At 50.0% G+C, this 16,723-nt stretch carries 16 protein-coding genes; 10 read left to right on the top strand and 6 right to left on the bottom strand.

Annotated elements, in window-relative coordinates:
* Nucleotides 1-9 precede the first annotated feature (9 nt).
* From ybgC to L9P87_RS08585, 7 genes are all read left to right on the top strand, one after another.
* A complete protein-coding gene (gene ybgC, locus L9P87_RS08615; RefSeq protein ID WP_237444271.1) occupies nucleotides 10-405 on the top strand; it encodes a tol-pal system-associated acyl-CoA thioesterase in 396 nt (131 codons plus the stop codon).
* Nucleotides 406-499: 94 nt separating this feature from the next.
* Complete coding sequence (gene tolQ, locus L9P87_RS08610) at nucleotides 500-1,210, top strand: protein TolQ (RefSeq protein WP_237444270.1); 711 nt, start codon at nucleotides 500-502, stop codon at nucleotides 1,208-1,210.
* A 31-nt stretch (nucleotides 1,211-1,241) separates the two neighbouring features.
* The gene (gene tolR, locus L9P87_RS08605) at nucleotides 1,242-1,655 is read left to right on the top strand and encodes a protein TolR (protein ID WP_237444269.1); all 414 of its coding nucleotides are present in this window, start codon (nucleotides 1,242-1,244) and stop codon (nucleotides 1,653-1,655) included.
* Between the two features lie 5 nt (nucleotides 1,656-1,660).
* Nucleotides 1,661-2,410, top strand: a complete 750-nt coding sequence (locus L9P87_RS08600) for an energy transducer TonB (protein ID WP_237444268.1) — start codon at nucleotides 1,661-1,663, stop codon at nucleotides 2,408-2,410.
* Complete coding sequence (gene tolB, locus L9P87_RS08595) at nucleotides 2,407-3,702, top strand: Tol-Pal system beta propeller repeat protein TolB (RefSeq protein ID WP_237444267.1); 1,296 nt, start codon at nucleotides 2,407-2,409, stop codon at nucleotides 3,700-3,702. Before L9P87_RS08600 ends, tolB begins: the two co-directional genes overlap by 4 nt.
* A 10-nt stretch (nucleotides 3,703-3,712) precedes the next feature.
* Entirely contained in the window at nucleotides 3,713-4,135 is a 423-nt protein-coding gene (locus L9P87_RS08590; RefSeq protein WP_237444266.1) for a group II truncated hemoglobin, read from the top strand.
* 359 nt (nucleotides 4,136-4,494) lie between these two features.
* A complete protein-coding gene (locus L9P87_RS08585; RefSeq protein WP_237444265.1) occupies nucleotides 4,495-6,834 on the top strand; it encodes a TonB-dependent receptor in 2,340 nt (779 codons plus the stop codon).
* A gap of 253 nt (nucleotides 6,835-7,087) precedes the next feature.
* Here the strand turns inward: L9P87_RS08585 and L9P87_RS08580 are convergent, their stop codons facing one another.
* The 6 genes from L9P87_RS08580 to L9P87_RS08555 all read right to left on the bottom strand — a co-directional run bounded on the left by L9P87_RS08580 (nucleotide 7,088) and on the right by L9P87_RS08555 (nucleotide 13,026).
* Nucleotides 7,088-7,435: a HopJ type III effector protein gene (locus tag L9P87_RS08580; RefSeq protein WP_237444264.1), complete on the bottom strand. Its 348-nt coding sequence runs from the start codon at nucleotides 7,433-7,435 to the stop codon at nucleotides 7,088-7,090.
* A gap of 19 nt (nucleotides 7,436-7,454) precedes the next feature.
* Complete coding sequence (gene arfB, locus L9P87_RS08575; protein ID WP_237444263.1) at nucleotides 7,455-7,868, bottom strand: alternative ribosome rescue aminoacyl-tRNA hydrolase ArfB; 414 nt, start codon at nucleotides 7,866-7,868, stop codon at nucleotides 7,455-7,457.
* On the bottom strand, nucleotides 7,868-8,809 hold the full coding sequence (locus L9P87_RS08570) for a D-hexose-6-phosphate mutarotase (RefSeq protein WP_237444262.1): 942 nt from the start codon (nucleotides 8,807-8,809) through the stop codon (nucleotides 7,868-7,870). Before L9P87_RS08570 ends, arfB begins: the two co-directional genes overlap by 1 nt.
* Nucleotides 8,810-8,878: 69 nt before the next feature.
* Nucleotides 8,879-9,559 (bottom strand): outer membrane protein, encoded by a 681-nt coding sequence (locus tag L9P87_RS08565; RefSeq protein ID WP_237444261.1) that lies wholly within the window; start codon nucleotides 9,557-9,559, stop codon nucleotides 8,879-8,881.
* 142 nt (nucleotides 9,560-9,701) lie between these two features.
* On the bottom strand, nucleotides 9,702-11,819 hold the full coding sequence (gene pta, locus L9P87_RS08560) for a phosphate acetyltransferase (RefSeq protein ID WP_237444260.1): 2,118 nt from the start codon (nucleotides 11,817-11,819) through the stop codon (nucleotides 9,702-9,704).
* 34 nt (nucleotides 11,820-11,853) lie between these two features.
* Nucleotides 11,854-13,026: an acetate kinase gene (locus L9P87_RS08555; protein ID WP_237444259.1), complete on the bottom strand. Its 1,173-nt coding sequence runs from the start codon at nucleotides 13,024-13,026 to the stop codon at nucleotides 11,854-11,856.
* A gap of 284 nt (nucleotides 13,027-13,310) precedes the next feature.
* Between L9P87_RS08555 and L9P87_RS08550 the strand changes: the two genes are divergently transcribed.
* The 3 genes from L9P87_RS08550 to artP all read left to right on the top strand — a co-directional run bounded on the left by L9P87_RS08550 (nucleotide 13,311) and on the right by artP (nucleotide 16,721).
* Nucleotides 13,311-14,069 (top strand): spermidine synthase, encoded by a 759-nt coding sequence (locus L9P87_RS08550; RefSeq protein ID WP_237444258.1) that lies wholly within the window; start codon nucleotides 13,311-13,313, stop codon nucleotides 14,067-14,069.
* 95 nt (nucleotides 14,070-14,164) lie between these two features.
* Nucleotides 14,165-15,442: an MATE family efflux transporter gene (locus tag L9P87_RS08545; protein ID WP_237444257.1), complete on the top strand. Its 1,278-nt coding sequence runs from the start codon at nucleotides 14,165-14,167 to the stop codon at nucleotides 15,440-15,442.
* A 541-nt stretch (nucleotides 15,443-15,983) separates the two neighbouring features.
* Complete coding sequence (gene artP, locus L9P87_RS08540) at nucleotides 15,984-16,721, top strand: arginine ABC transporter ATP-binding protein ArtP (protein WP_237444256.1); 738 nt, start codon at nucleotides 15,984-15,986, stop codon at nucleotides 16,719-16,721.
* The last annotated feature ends 2 nt before the right edge of the window (nucleotides 16,722-16,723 follow it).

The following is a 16,723-nucleotide window of genomic DNA, read 5'->3' as shown; positions in this document are numbered from 1 at the left end:
GAGAGTTAGATGTCGACATTTGAATTCCCTATCCGTGTATATATTGAGGATACGGATGCCGGTGGAATTGTTTACTATGTAAATTATTTCAAATTTATGGAGCGTGCCCGCACTGAGTGGATGCGCTCTTTTGGTTTTGGTAAAACCAGTATTTTCGCAGAGGACATGATGTTTGTCGTTCATTCGGTCAGCGCTGACTATAAGAGCCCGGCACGCTTGGATGATCAATTGATTGCCACCAGCAGGGTGATTAAATCAGGTGCCGCCTATTTTACGGTAGAGCAGCAGATACTGTGTGATGGTAAGCTATTGTGCAGCGGTGAGGCCAAGATTGTCTGTGTCGATAGAGAGACAATGACGCCGAGGGCTATTCCCAAGCAGATTAAAGACAGAGTATTCGTCTAGCAAAATTGCTGGATGGGTCAACGAATTAAGTATTGGTGTCGGGGCATACTAGCGCACCGTCAACTCAACGTTAGAAATTTGGAGCAGATTAAACGTGAACGAACAGATGTCGATCTGGAGCTTGGTCTCCAGCGCCAGCCTTTTGGTGCAATTAGTCATGCTGTCGCTGTTAGTGGCCTCAGTGGTTTCTTGGATGATGATTGTGCAGCGCTCCCTGTTTTTTTCTCAGGCGAAAAAAGAGCAGGTTAAGTTTGAAGGTGAGTTCTGGTCGGGGGTCGATTTGGCTCAGTTGTTTCGCAGCGGTAATGAGGCAGCGCAGAGTGGTAAGAGCTTTGGCGGCTGTGAGGCGATCTTTCGTGCCGGCTTCAGGGAGTTTAGCAAGTTGCGCCAGCAAAAAATGGACGCCGACGCTGTGATGGAAGGTACGCAACGTGCTATGCGGGTGGCGTTGAACAAGGAGGAAGAGCGCATCGAAAAACATCTACCGTTCTTGGCTTCAGTGGGATCGACCAGCCCCTATGTTGGTTTGTTTGGCACTGTCTGGGGTATTATGAGTTCTTTTCGCGGACTGGCAAATGCACACCAGGCGACTCTGGCAACCGTGGCTCCCGGTATATCGGAGGCGCTGGTTGCGACCGCTATGGGACTGTTTGCCGCCATACCTGCGGTGTTAGCTTACAACCGCTTCTCAGCTCGATCGGATAATCTATACGGTCAGTATGAAACCTTTGCCGACGAATTCTCTTCAATTCTGCACCGTCAAGCTCATGCTCGCCCAGCGCGTCGAGAGCCACAGGCTAAATAGTCATGCGTTGTAATCGATAGGTATAAAGCTGATGGCGAGAAAGAAACGCAAATCAATGGCCGAGATTAACGTCGTACCCTACATCGATGTGATGTTGGTCTTGTTAATTATATTCATGGTGACGGCACCAATGTTGACTCAGGGAGTGAAGGTGAATCTTCCTGATGCCCCAGCAGAACCCATTGGCAAGGTCGATGATGAACCGCTGATCGTATCAATTAAAGCTGATGGCAGTTATTATTTAAATATCAGTAAAAACGCGAAAGATGCAATCAGCGTTGATGAATTAACCGATCGTGTCAGTAAGATATTGCGCGCCAAGCCGGCGACGCCAATTTTGGTTTGGGGTGATGCCCAGGTACCCTATGGCCAGGTTGTTGAGCTGATGACGGTACTGCAGGGTGCTGGAGCACCCAGCGTCGGTCTTGTGACTGAAGAGAAATAGTCCGGATGGCTTACCGAACATCTCGCCTCTCTGAGTATGGTATTCCGCTGACGGTTGCGGTGTTACTTCATGCTGGTTTGATTTGGTTTATGTTGACAGGTATTGAACCTGAGCATAAACCGTTCAAGGCCAAGGCGCCGCAATTTATTGACGCCAAGTTGGTAAAGATCAAGGCTCAACCGGTGGTTAAGCCAAAACCGAAGCCGGCGGCCAAACCCAAGAATAAGCCCAAGCCAAAACCGGTGGTTAAACCCAAACCCAAATCAAAACCTGCGGTTAAACCCAGGCCAAAAATTGATCAAAAGGCGCTCGACAAAAAAGCCGAGGCACTGAAGGTGAAAAAGCAGCAAGAGGCAGAGCAACAACGACTGAAACAGTTGCAAAAAGAGCGCGAACAGCAGTTGTTATCGGCGCTGGAGGATGAAGACGACTATCAACAGGCCTCCTCTAATGCTCAGCTGGCGACCAGCTATAGTGCCTTGATCCGTGAGCAAGTTGGGCAGAGTTGGAGTCGACCACCCAGCGCCCGTAATGATATGGAAGTGTTGTTGCAGATACACTTGGTGCCAACCGGTGAAGTTTCCAGTGTCGAGATTTTGAAGGGCAGCGGCAGTGCGGTGTTTGATCAGTCTGCTGTGCGTGCGGTCAACAAGGCAGAGCGGTTTGTTGAATTACAGGATTTGCCCCCGGCAGTTTTTGAACAATATTTTCGACGATTTAATTTATTATTTAGACCTGAGGATTTACGACTGTGAGATGGTTGAGTCAGTACATTACCCTAACGTTTGTTTTGTTTTTAGCCGCCACGGCTAATGCGCAACTAACCATTGAGATCACCCAGGGGCAAGACAATCCAACGCCGATAGCGGTTGTTCCCTTTGCTGGCGGCAATGGCTTGAGTGAGGATGTCTCGCAGGTCATCGCCGACAACCTCTTACGCAGCGGTCAATTCGCACCACTGGACCGGGGTGATATGCTGGGCAACCCGACCAAGCAGAGCGATATTTACTATCGTGATTGGCGGGCGGTGGGCTCCGAGTATGTGGTCATCGGCCGTATGACAAATACCGCAGGCAGCTATAAGCTCAACTATGAACTTTACGATGTGACTGCGCAGAAGCAGATGTTGGCCAAAGAAGTCATTGGCAACAGTGCCCAGTTGCGCGATATGGCACACACCGCCAGCGATCAAATTTTCGAAGCGTTGACGGGTATGCGTGGCGCCTTCTCAACCAAGATACTCTACGTACGCCGTAATGCGACCAGCGCAGGGCAATATCAGTATGGTTTGATGATGGCTGATGCAGACGGCCAGCGTGAGACCACCGTGCTGAACTCCCGCGAGCCAATATTGTCGCCAACCTGGGCGCCCAACGGCAAGGAAATTGCCTATGTCTCGTTCGAAACCTCTCGACCAGCTATTTATAGGCATGAGCTTAGCAGTGGTAAGCGTGAGCGCTTAACCAATTTTAAGGGGTTGAATAGCGCGCCAGCCTACTCCCCAGACGGCAAGCGTTTAGCCATGGTTTTATCGAAGGGTGGCAGCCCCGATATCTATATTATGGAGCTCGACAGTAAGCGTTTAACTCGAGTGACCAAGCACTATGCCATTGAGACTGAGCCAAACTGGACCAATGATGGCAAGGGAATACTGTTTACCTCGGATAAGGGCGGCAGCCCACAGATCTATCAGATCAACCTTGATGATAACTGGCAGGAGCGACTGACCTTTGAGGGTGCTTATAACGCACGAGCTAGGGTGTTGTTGGACGGCAGCGGCATTGTCATGGTGCATCGCCCCGAACGTGGTGGGGACTTTCACATTGCCTTGCAAAACTTGCAGCGAGGCACGATTAGAACGCTAAGCGATAACGCTTTAGATGAGTCGCCGACAGTTGCCCCCAACGGTTCAATGATGCTTTATGCCACCAAGGTAAATGGTCGTAGTATTTTGTCGGCGGTGTCCATCGACGGAAATACTCGCTTCAACCTGCCATCGAAAGAGGGTGATGTACGAGAGCCCTCATGGTCTCCGTTTTTAGATTAAGAGGTCTGTTATGAGCGAGATGAACTTGGCTTACGGCAATGGGGATACCTCCTACCAGGCTGCCGGAGGATTTGAAGGGCTGCAGAAGCTGGCCGCAGCTTTCTATTGCGCCATGGACGTGCTGCCAGAGGCGCGGAAAATCCGCGCCATGCACAGCAGTGATCTTGCTGAATCGACCGATAAGCTGGCGCGGTTTTTGTCAGGTTGGTTGGGCGGCCCCAAGTTGTACCGTGAGACATATGGCAGTATTGCCATCCCCCGGGCGCACGCCCACCTTGATATCGACGAGGCTGCGCGGGATGCATGGCTGAAGTGTATGGAGGTTGCGTTGTCAAAGCAGCCTTATCAACAGTCGTTCAAGGATTACATGCTGCGTGAGTTGTATACCCCTGCTGAGCGCAGTCGCATCGCGGCACAAAAGTCACAGCGTTAGCTGTGGCTATTTCCGATTATCTTAGCTGACTTTCTGTTCAGGTTGGCCCGCCACTTCTTGCTGTCAAGGCCAATCTCGGGCATTGTTTTCAATGATGGTCGTCATTTTCTTTAGTTATGCTGGGCGATTTAATTAAAGTCGCTCACCCTTTTGTGCGTATATTCCCCTACAAAATGCCAAGTGTAACCCTTGGTAACTAGGTATTTTGTCGTTGTAAATAGAGCTTGTCCTTTTTATGTGTTAGCTGATAACATTTTCCTACAAATAAAAAACAGTCGCTGATAACGTTATCAAGTGACAAATAAATACAGCCGAGATATCGATATCGTTAGTGCTGAATAATAATAGGTTGGGGATTTATGGATAAGAAACGCTTTAATAAAAAGCCGCTCTCTGCGGCAATCATGTCAGTGGCTATCTTAGGTTTCGGCAATACGCAGGCCGTGGCACAAGATGCATCTTTGCAACTAGAAGAAGTTATTGTTACAGCACAAAAACGTGTTGAAAACTTGCAAGACGTACCCGTGTCAGTCACTGCCGTCAGCGGTGATACTTTATATGATGCTGGTATTCAGCGTATGGAAGGTTTGCAGAGCTACGTGCCAAACCTGACGATGACTGAAACGGGTATCGGCACCAATATTTACATCCGCGGTATTGGCTCGGGTATCAACCAGGGTTTTGAACAATCGGTCGGTATGTACGTCGACGGTATTTACCATGGCCGTGCGCAGCTGTCACGTGCGCCTTTCTTAGATTTGGAACGCGTTGAAGTATTACGTGGCCCGCAGATGATCTTGTTTGGTAAGAACTCAATCGCCGGCGCCATCGATCTCCACACAGCCAAGCCCAGCGATGAGTTTGAGGCTGAGATCACCGGTAATTACGAACCTGAATACAACACCACCGAAGTGACCGGCATGGTCTCTGGTCCGATTACCGATTCTGTCGGTGGCCGTTTAGCGGTACGTAAAATGGATACAGACGGTTATACCGAAAACCTCACCCGTGGTGAAGATGGCCCTACCCGTGATGAAACCAGCATTCGCGGCGTCATCGATGTTGCCTTTACCGACAGCCTAGAGGCCTCGTTAAAGGTTCAGCATGACAGCTTCGATAATACCGGTCGTAACATTGAAATTATTAACGCCCCTGATAATGCTGCTGGTAGTAACTATGGCGAAGCCTTGGTTCGCTTGGGTGCCGATGATTCAGTACTCAACCAGAAAGCCGATTATAAGCGCTCAGCTGATAATAAAGAGTTCTCTAACAACGATGTGACCAGTGTTGCCTTGAATGTGGATTACAGTTTTGATAATGACAGTCAGCTGACGTTTATTACTGGCTATTTAGCCTACGATTATGATGAACTGTGTGACTGTGATTTCACCGGTGCCAACATTTTTAACTTACAATCTCAGGAAGATTATTCACAGTTAAGCCAGGAGATTCGCTTTACCTCTCCTGGTGGTGAAATGTTCGATTACATTGTTGGTGCCTATGCCCAAACCAGTGAATTGACCTTCGAAGATAATCTTAAGATCGATCAAAACAGTTTGTTGGCAAGAGTTGTGAACCCCAACCTTGCAGATATTTCGGCACCACGTGAACTAAATCAAGACAGCGATGAGTGGTCGGTGTTTGGTCAGGTGACCTGGAATATATCAGATCGCTTCCGAGCCATTGTTGGTGGCCGATATTCTGAAGAAAAGAAATCAGCGGATAAGTCACTTGCCTTTAAAACAATTGATGGCAGTGATATTGATCCCTCGATCAAGCCCAGCGTTGATGCCACGTTAAACGGTTTGTTTAAAGTGTACGAGTTTGAAATTGAAGACGAGCGTAGTAAGTCTAACTTTGCCCCGATGGCGACGGTTCAGTTTGATTTAACCGACAATATGATGACCTATGCCACCGTCTCTAGTGGCTTTAAGTCGGGTGGTTTTGATGCGCGCTCGAACAACACTCCTTATCCTACCGATGGCAGTGACCCAGGTGCGTTCGAGTTTGATGATGAGGAAGCGCTTAACTTCGAAGTGGGCATGAAGTCTCGTCTGTTAGACGGTCGTGCGACATTGAACGCGGCGGTTTACAGAACCGAATATGATGACTTACAGGTCTCTGTCTTTGATGGTACCCTCGGTTTCAACGTCGGTAATGCTGCCGGCGCAGTCAGCCAGGGCTTTGAAGTCGACGGACGCTTCAGGGCAACAGAGCATCTAACCTTCTCTACCTCGATTGCTTATCTAGACTTCGAATTTGAAGATTATGAGAACGGCACGTGTCGTTATGAGCAAATTGCTGCCGGTGCATCAGTCTGTGATCAATCGGGAGAAACCAACCAGTTTGTCTCGCCCTGGACGGTTAACCTGATGACTGAATATGTTCGCCCCATCGGCGGCAGCGGTGTTGAAGTGTTGGCCAACCTCGATCTGCTCTACAAAGACAGCTATTACACCGCAGGTAGCTTGGAAGAAGATACCAAGCAGCAAGGCTATACCACGGTCAACGCCAGAATTGGCTTAGGTGGTGAAGATGGTAGCTGGGATGTGTCGCTGGTCGGCAAGAACCTGAGCGATGAGACGGTAGTTTCATACTCTGCCGACACGCCACTGGCGTCGACGCTGGGTTATAAGAGCCAGTACGGTATTGTTGAGGCGCCAAGAACGATTGCCCTGCAAGGCGGCTATCGCTTCTAAGCGAAGAAGTATTGTTATCCCTTGAGCCGCTTCCGAGCGGCTTTTTTGTGGCTGGTAAAAGTGCTGTGGGTAACTTTACTGAATAAGTTCTCCACTGTTTCTGTGCATAAGCAGGTGTGTAAGTACGGGGTAGTTTGCCAGCAGCCAGCTCTGCTGAGGGCTGGACGATATTGGTCGAATATTGGGCGCTGGAGAGTAGGGTGTGGCGGGGTGTGACACACCGTCATGAAAAGGTGTGTCGTTGTGGCGGCGCTTACTTTTTGCTCAGTGCCGGTTGGTCGAATGAGATGCCATTCCAGCCGCTGTTAATAAAGTTTCGAATGTTTTGGTGATCGTTGTTGTCGGGGTGGTTCAACACATCGTGACGGTAATAAGTGCCGAAGCAACTCAGTGTTTGCGCCGGTGTTAATTCGTTCAGCAGGCCAAAGGCGAAAATTTTGGCAGAGCCCTCATTGGTGCCTGCTTCATTGCGTGTGCCGCCGTTGGTAAATGCCGCCGGGGTGTAATCATAGTACTCAGCGATGACCGCGATGACGTCGGTGAATTCAACCGTGTCAGCACTATTGTTTAGTTGTTGGATCAGTTGTTCTAGCTTGTTCATAGTGTTTCCAGTGTTTGTATCAGTAATCGACTTTCTTTCTCAAAGATTTATTCTTGCCATGTTTTACTTTGCTGTCGACTCGTCTGCGTTGCGAGCCTTTTGTTGGCTTGGTGGCGCGGCGCGCCTTGGTTACAGCGGTTGCCTTGACAATGATTTCCTTTAACCGCACGAGTGCATCCTCACGGTTTTTTTCTTGCGTGCGAAACCGCTGTGCCTTGATGACTAATACGCCGTCTTTATTAATACGGCTATCTTTTAACAGCAGTAGGCGCTCCTTATAAAACGGCGGCAATGAAGAGCGTTTGATATCAAAGCGTAGGTGGATGGCGGAGGAGACCTTGTTAACATTTTGTCCACCGGCGCCCTGCGCGCGAATAGCGGTCAGTTCCAACTCCCACTCTTTAATTCTTACATGGCTGCTTATTTCAATCATCAGCGGCGGGCTAAGGTGACGGTGAGGCAATGGCTGTGGCCAGGCTCGAGGGTGACAAAATCTTTGTCGGCATTGGCTGTCTCGATGCAAAGCATCGATTGATAAGCGTCATCGGCAAAGTGGCTGAGCGTCTTCGATTTTTCAATCCAGGGGTTCCAGATAACGGCGGAGTCACTGTTAGAGCTGCTGATGACGAGACTGTCATTGTCGCTGCCTTCTTCTGTCAGTGTGATATCGGTATTGCAGCCACGGTAGATTCGGTCGGTTTCACCGGTGAAGCGAATGCCGCCCTGCTGCCGGTGTAATTTTCTTTCGTCTAACGCATCAACATAATCGCAGCCGTCCAGGCCACTGATTACCGCATTGTCGATATTATCGACCGCTAAATAGCTGTGTAATGCCGTGCTGAAGTGAAACTTATCCACACCGTTATTACAGACATTAAACTCGATATTTAACTCTTTGCCGATGGATACACGGTAGCTGAGCGATGTTTTATAGGGCCAGTATGTACTACTATCCTTAGCTAAATCGAGAAACCACACTAACTCAGTGACGTTCTCATGCTCATTGATCTCGGCTAATTGCCAATCGAGTTCTCGCACTATGCCATGGGGAGGGGCGGCTGCTAACTGCTCTGTCGAGTACTGCTCTGTCACCGTTTTGGGGTTGTCGGCCAGGCCGCTAAACCACGGCCAGCAAATCGGGATACCGCCGCGCAGTGATTTCCCCGCCGAATAATCACACGCGGGGCTGGTCCATAACACGGCAGCGCTCTGATGAGGTTGATACAAACTGATCTGAGCACCCTGACAGAAGATTGTAGCCTTTGCGACGGCATTGTTGACTTGCAAGGCAATGAGTTCGTTGCACTGCTCAAATTGCACGGTCGGCTTATCGCTAAACTGCTGCTGTAGGTCGGTTAGTTGATTTATGGTCATCGGGATTACTGCTTATAAAGAGGGTGATGGACGCTCGGCGGAGGCTGAGCGTCTAAGGCATTCATGCTATTACATCATAAAGCCGAACTCGATTCGACCGGTGGTAAAACTTGGTGTGTTATCGGCAATACTCATATTGACCCACTGTTTGCCGACACTGCCGCGAAGAAAGTGCTTGTCGCTAATATCCCAGCGTAGGCCGACGGCGGCATTGTAGGAAAAGCTGGTGTCGGTGTGGGTGGTTTGATAATAGCCGCAGCGATAGTAACCATACCAAGGGTCGTACCAACAGGCAGAGCTCGGTGGGCCGTCGGCAATATTCGAGTCGGTATAAGTCCAGCCAATGCCGCCACTGATAAAGGGTGTTAAGTTGCCCTCAAATAAGTGGTAGGTAGCGTTGAGCTGACCATTGAAACTGTCGACCTTGGATTTAATGTTAGTAGTCTCGGTAGAACCTTCTAACGGCACAGTGGCGTTGTAATTGGCATTATTGAAATTCATATTGAAACCAATATTCCAATGGTTATCAATATTGTGGCCAAAGCTCATGCCAAAACCGGTATCGCTACTGGTTTTCATCTCGCTGCCTGCACCGAGGTCAAAGGTCTCTGAGCCTTGATAGGCAGCTTGAATTGTAAACTCTGTACGGCCTGAGCGCTGGCCGCTCTCGATAAACATTTGTGCGAATGACTGGCTGGTAAACAGGCCGGTCAATGTCACCACTGCGAGGTGCAATATTGTATTTTTCATAGTCATTATTCTTTTTGTATGAGATGCCTCCAGTGTATATCAGATTAACCGGCGGGAAAAATTAACAGGCTATTTATTTTGTCCAAAAAAAAGCCCCAACCAGAAAGTTGAGGCTTTTTGTTAGTGGTTAAAGCGCTGAGTATTAATTAGTCTCGGGATTGTCTGCGCCTGCTTGAATGGCGGTTAGTGCGACGGTATAGACAATATCGTCTACCAATGCGCCGCGTGACAAATCGTTGACCGGTTTGTTCAAACCCTGCAGCATCGGGCCGACGCTGACCACAGAGGCACTTCGTTGCACTGCCTTGTAGGTGGTGTTACCGGTATTCAAATCAGGAAATATGATTACCGTTGCCTTGCCGGCGACAGGGCTGTCCGGTGCCTTGCTGGCTGCGACACTGGCGGTGGTGGCTGCATCATATTGTAGCGGCCCATCAATCAACAAGTCGGGGCGTAATTCCTTGGCAAGTCGTGTTGCTTCGCGCACTTTTTCTACATCGGCGCCGGTGCCAGAGCTACCGGTGCTGTAGGAGATCATTGCGACGCGAGGAGGAATGCCAAAGGCGGCAGCGGAATCTGCCGATTGAATGGCAATGTCAGCGAGCTGCTGGGCATCGGGGTCCGGGTTAACGGCGCAATCACCGTAAACCATTACCTGGTCCGGCAGGCACATGAAAAAGATCGATGACACCAAGCTTGAGCCAGGTTTTGTCTTAATGAGCTGTAAAGCCGGTAAAATCGTATTGGCGGTTGTATGTACCGCACCAGAGACTAAGCCATCGACGTCGTTCTGCTGAAGCATCATCGTGCCTAACACGACGTTGTCCTCGAGTAGCTGATGGGCGCGAACCTCGTTCATGCCTTTGTGCTTGCGAAGTTCGACGAAGGCGTTGACATATTTATTACGAATAGAGCGAGGGTCGACAATCTCAAAGTTACGTTCAGGATAGTCCCAGCCGCGCTTTTTCATCAGCTCATCAATGATCTTGGGCTCAGCTAATAGCTGACAATGAGCGATGCCTTTCTTGGCGCAGGCAATGGCGGCTTCAACGGTGCGAGGCTCATCGCCTTCAGGCAAAACAATGGTTTTCTTCAGTGCCGATGAGACCCGGACCAAGTTGTAGCGGAAGGCCGCTGGTGACAAGCGACGCTCGCCATCGACGCTGATCATTTCGCGGAACTTTTCCCGCTCTAAATGGGCGACGACATGTTCTGTTACCGCGTCGAAGCGCTCGTTGTCATCATCCGGTGTATAGGGATAGAGTGATGGCAAACGCGTGGCTGTTGGATAGGTGGCAATCTTGGTCAGCATAATTGGCAGACCGGATTTAAGAGCGGGTGCAATGAGCTGCAGAGTTGATTCAGCGGGCTCTAAGCCGCCGGTTAACAGAACCCCCGCCAGATGTTTGCCGTTAATTTCAGCCAGCGCTGCGGCTTGCAGGACGTCGTTACGGTCGCCAGATGTCACAATCAAGGTGCCGGGTTGTAATACTGACACCAGATTCCCTGGAGAGCGTGCGCCAATACTGACGTGCTCAATGCGTCGAGTATGTGCCTCGCCCTCATGTAGCATTTGAACCGGTAAAACGCGGTTCAAATCGATGCTGCGAGGAGCCATCAAGCGGCTCTGCCACGGGATAATACCGAACAGTTTAAAGTGACCGCCACGGAAGATAGGCAGTTGCTTTTCCAGCGTTGCGGCGGAGGGGATCTCGCGGCCTTGGGTATCGAACATCTCGGGTCGAATCGTGCCATGAACATCGCGAGGCGCGCCGGCTTTATTAATGACCACACCCAGAGTGCGACCGTGCACAGAGCCACCATAAACTTCAGAGGCCACTTCGAGCTTGCGGTTCATGTATTGGTGCGAGGCCTCGGTGTCTGTTGTAACCAAAATAACCTTGGCGTCAAGAGACTTGGCTAGCGCGGCATTGACTCGAGCGGCAAAGGGGGCTTGGTCATTGGCGGCCAAGCCGAGGACGATAACGATATCAGCATCTTTGGCGGCTTCTTCGTAGGCGGCGACAATTAATTCTAAGGCATCATCGAGTTCGCCGTCGCTGAGGTATTGATGAAGTTGTTCCATTCCCATCGCAGGTTTGGCGCCGAATGTAGTGCTGAGACTTTGCACCGATTGAGCAACGGGCAGAAAAAACGCCGCCGATAGTCCGCGCTGATCGGCCAGGTGTAAAACGCCCATGGCGACAGAACTGGCGCCGGTGGATGAACCCATTGGGCTGAGCATAAAACAGTGTTTCATTAAAATTCCTATCGGTAATTAGCGGGCAATCAGCTTATTGGCAAAGTGACAAAGTTTGCTTGGCGATCATATATTCTTCGTTGGTATTGATCACCAGTACGGGTGTTGTTCCCGGCTGCGCAATATTGGGGTTACTGCGCTTACGATCAGCATTGGCAGTCTCGTTGATGGCAAGTTTAAAAATGGATAGTTGCTCGGTTACTCGGGCGCGAATGAGTTCTGAGTTCTCGCCGATGCCACCGGTAAAGATCAACGCGTCAAGCCTGTCGAGCCCCACGGTTAAGGCAGAAATAGTCCGCGCTAAACGGAAACAAAAAACATCGAGCGCCAGCTTGGCGCCAGCGTGACCTTCGGCGGCAGCTTCTTCGATGCCACGGCAGTCGTTGGTCAATTCACTGAGGCCGAGTAGCCCCGATTTTTTGTTCAATAAATCTGACAGTTGGTCGCCATCCATGCCCTGCTGCTGTGCCAGCCAGAGAATAATGCCGGGGTCGACATCGCCGGAGCGAGTACCCATGACCAGGCCTTCGAGTGGCGTCATGCCCATGGTGGTATCGACAGAGTGGCCGTTTCGTATGGCGCTGGCGCTACAGCCATTACCGAGGTGAGCGGTGATGATTTGGATGTTGTTAAAATCTTGGCCGAGAGCGATGGCAGCCTGTTCGCCAACGTATTGGTGACTGGTGCCGTGCATGCCGTAGCGGCGGATATGATGGTCGCGGTAGAGGCTTTGTGGGATGGCATACTGGTAAACCTGAGGCTCTAACTGGGAGTGGAAAGCGGTATCAAAAACAGCAACCTGAGGAAGGTTGGGGAAGGCTTGTTGGGCGGCCTCGATACCTTCTAAATTAGCCAGGTTGTGCAGCGGAGCGAGTTTGGCGCAATCTTTAATTCCCGCCTTGACGCTATCGTCTATGACGACCGATTGACGGAACTTTTCACCGCCGTGAACCACACGATGGCCGATGGCGGCGGGTACGGTGTCGGCCGGCAGTGCTGACATGACCATGGCGATAGCGGAAGCCATCTTTCCATCGGCTATTTTGCTCTCACTTTTATTGCCGTTGGATTTAATGGTGATAACGGCATCGGTGTTGCCGAGTCGCTCGGCTAATCCTTCGAAGCCACTGTCACCGGTGATTGCATCGACGAGGGCAAATTTAAGGCTTGAACTGCCTGCGTTTAAAACCAAAATCCAGTTATTCATAGTGATGGCCATTTACGTTGTTAAAAAATGAATGGGTGTGACGTTCTCGAACTTACTGAATAAAGACGCCAATAAAAACAATTATTAGCATAGTCGCTGATTGACGATGCTTCTAACTTCAATGCGGTATAGAATTCTCGAGGCGGGACATGAATTGCCGTTGTTAACATTGTGTAATAATAGTGCGCTCAAAAAGGGTGAGCAATAGGGGGAAACCCTAACTCAGTCAGTTAGTTGGTTTAATATCTGTAATCTAATTTACCTTCGAATACCACAGGGCAAAAATGAACGGCAAAGAAATACACCGGGGCTTTGATCCTTTTGGCCCGCTGGTTGTGATAGACAGCCCTGAATATCGCTACTTATCCTTTGGCCTAGAGGACGAGCAAAGCTGTCAATTAAAGTCTGCTCCGGCGGTCTTGCAGCACGAATATACCCAGGCGATGTGTCTGGCGTTCTTGTTTAATAGCCCGAAGAATATCATCGTACTTGGTTTGGGTGGTGGCTGCCTGGTCACGGCGGTACATCATTGTTTTTCGGGTGTTAAAATACGGGCTATTGAACTTCGTCAGCAGGTGATTGTGCTGGCCTATAAATATTTCCAACTACCCCGTTCCAAGCGCTTGCAGGTGATCAATGCTGATGCCAATGCATTCCTGCAGGATTGCTCACAGAAAAAAACAGATATTTTGTTTGCTGATATTTATACCGCAGAGGGCGTTGATGCACGACAGACCGAGGCCGAATTTATCGAGCGATGCCACCTGCGTTTAAAAACCGGCGGTGTACTGGTACTCAACTGTTGGCAGGAGCATCGTTATGACCAGACCCTGAAAGATGTATTGCAGCGGTTGTTTGGTGATGTGCGGGTTTGTTCTACGGCCAGTGGTAACTGGATTATTATTGCCACCAAGGCGACTATAGTTATTAGCAATAAAGAGCTTAAGCAGCAGGCGCAGAAGCTGTCGGCTCAGTTGGGTATTAATTTAGTACCCATGGTGGGGCGCTTACAGACGCTTGCTGAGGCCCCCGCATCTGGCTGAGGACTCACTTATTGATCATTGGTTCAGGGAAAAATTAAAAAAAAATGCAACCTGCTAAATTCTTAACCGGCTCTATAACCCGGCATGTAATCAATATGACGACGGCATCTGCGGTTGGCTTAATTATGCTGTTTACCTCCGATTTAGTCGATATGTTCTTTCTCAGCCAGCTGGGCCACCAGCCGTTGGCGGCGGCAGTGGGTTTTGCCGGTACACTGCTATTTTTTGCCACGGCGGCCTGTATTGGTTTGCAGGTGGGCATGGGGGCGTTGGTTGCCCGTGCGTTGGGAGCATCCCAGCGTTTGCAGGCAGGACAGTTATGTACAGATGTGTTGCTGTTTAGCCTGTTTTTTTCGCTGTTGATCACTGCGGCCTTTGCCTTTTGTATCGATGAGTTACTGATCTTCATTGGTGCCAGTGGTAACACCTTGGAATACGCCTTGAGTTACAGCAGAATTTTATTATTATCGACGCCGTTTTTAGCGGTGGGTATGTGTGGCTCTGCGGCGTTGAGAAGTTTGGGCGATGCCAAGCGCTCAATGTATGTGACGATTATGGGGGCGCTGGTCAATGTTGCTCTCGACCCGCTTTTTATATTCACATTTGGCTGGGGCATTGAGGGGGCGGCATGGGCCTCGTTCTGCTCACGAATCGTGTTATTTGTGCTGGCTATGTACTGGCTGATAAAAACCCATCGGTTACCGCAGCACCCGCGGTGGGCCTCCTTCAAAACATCGATTCGACCGGTGTCACTGATCGCCGGACCAGCCATGCTGACCTCATTGGCGACGCCTCTGGCCAGCACCTACGTGATCAAGGTAATGGCGACCTATGGCGATCAAGCTGTTGCTGCCTCGGCAATTATCGGGCGTTTAATCCCGGTCACGTTTGCAGTTATTTTCGCTCTCTCGGGGGCTGTTGGGCCGATCATCGGGCAAAACGCCGGTGCCGGCTCCTATGATAGAGTGCGTCAGACAGTACTCAGTGCCATGCTGCTCAATGTGGTTTATTGCCTGGCGGCATGGCTGTTATTGTTTTTATTAAAGGACATTATTGTGGCGGTTTTCGACGCAGAGGGTGAAACAGCATCGTTGATTATCTTCTACTGCCAGTACTTGGTGGGGGCCTTCCTGTTCAGCGGTATGTTATTTGTCGCCAATGCGGGTTTTAACAATCTTAACCGAGCCTATTTAGCGACGACGTTTAATTTTGCCAAAGCGCTGTTGGGGGTCATTCCCTTTGTTGCGATTATGTCGAAGTATTTTGGTGCTCCCGGCGTGTTGACCGGTGAGGCTGTTGCCGCCGCTGTTTTTGCTATTGCCGCCACGGTGGTACTGCTGCGCCGGATAGAAAACTTGAAAAATCGTTTGTAGGGCGGTGTTCGACGCGATCAGCGCCACGATAGCCTTGCCGGTTGTCAGTTTGCTTAACAGTGCTTTCATTCAGGCATCCAGCGCTGCTCTGGCTTGTCATTTGGTGTTGTGAGCCTTGTTGCTGTCGATTACCAGCTTTCTGGCTGTCGAATAGCTTTGCAGTCTGGCGTGCTGGCGAGCAAGTAACACTAAGTCGAAAGTGTTAGCTTGTCGCAAATTGTCCATGTTGGCATAGTTACTGCTTTTATTAACCCTGTTCAACATGTTTTTTCATTGAATGGTTGCAGTGAATCCACCCTCGGGTGACATAAATGTGATGACCAAATCTACCCCAAGCCTTTGAAGCGGTCATCTGACCGCTTTTTTTTTCGCCTGAAAAATGATGCCAAACCTGTGTTGGATGGCTCCGAAGAAACACTGTGACTAATGTACGCATTGTCTTAAATCAAGATATCCGTGTGGTGTTGATTTGCGCAGTACTGTTTTTACTCAATATGACGTATCCTAAGGAGATATTTTTCGAGTGAAACACATCCGCTTTATGACTATTAAACTACAGGCCATCAACAAGAGTTGGGGGGCTGCCCATGTATTGAACGATGTCTCAATTGAACTGGCGACGGGTGAGACCACCGTATTGCTAGGCCCGAGTGGCGCAGGCAAGAGCTCGTTGATGCGGGTGTTAAACTTACTCGATATGCCCGATAGCGGTACGCTGTCCGTGGCCAACATGAATTTTGACTTTCCGTGTGCGCACAATAAGGCGTTGGAGCGTCGCGCCCGTGAATTGCGACAGAAAGTCGGCATGGTGTTTCAGCAGTACCATTTATGGCCGCATATGACGATTGTCGAAAACTTGATCGAGGCTCCTTGCAAGGTGCTATCGATGAGCAAGACTACGGCCCGCGCCAATGCAACAGCCCTGCTCGAGCAGTTAAAGATTGCCGAGAAAGCTGATGTCTTTCCCAGCCAATTGTCTGGTGGTCAGCAGCAGCGTGTTGCCATTGCCAGAGCGTTGATGATGGAGCCTGAGGTACTGCTGTTTGATGAACCGACTGCCGCCCTCGACCCAGAGATTACCAATGAGGTCGCATCGATTATCGAACAACTAGCTGAGACCGGCATTACCATGGTCGTGGTTACCCACGAGGTTGGTTTTGCTGCGCGTATAGCAACCCGTGTTGTCTATATGGAACAGGGCGTTATTATTGAAGAGGGTGCTGTCAGCTGTATGCAGACACCCCAGACGCCAGAATTCGAAAACTATTTAAACCACTGAGT

Origin of the sequence: Sinobacterium norvegicum (assembly GCF_923077115.1) — a bacterium.
Classification (GTDB): domain Bacteria; phylum Pseudomonadota; class Gammaproteobacteria; order Pseudomonadales; family Sinobacteriaceae; genus Sinobacterium; species Sinobacterium norvegicum.
The sequence above is the reverse complement of the archived record's forward strand: the minus strand, read 5'-3'. Positions and strand labels throughout refer to the sequence as shown.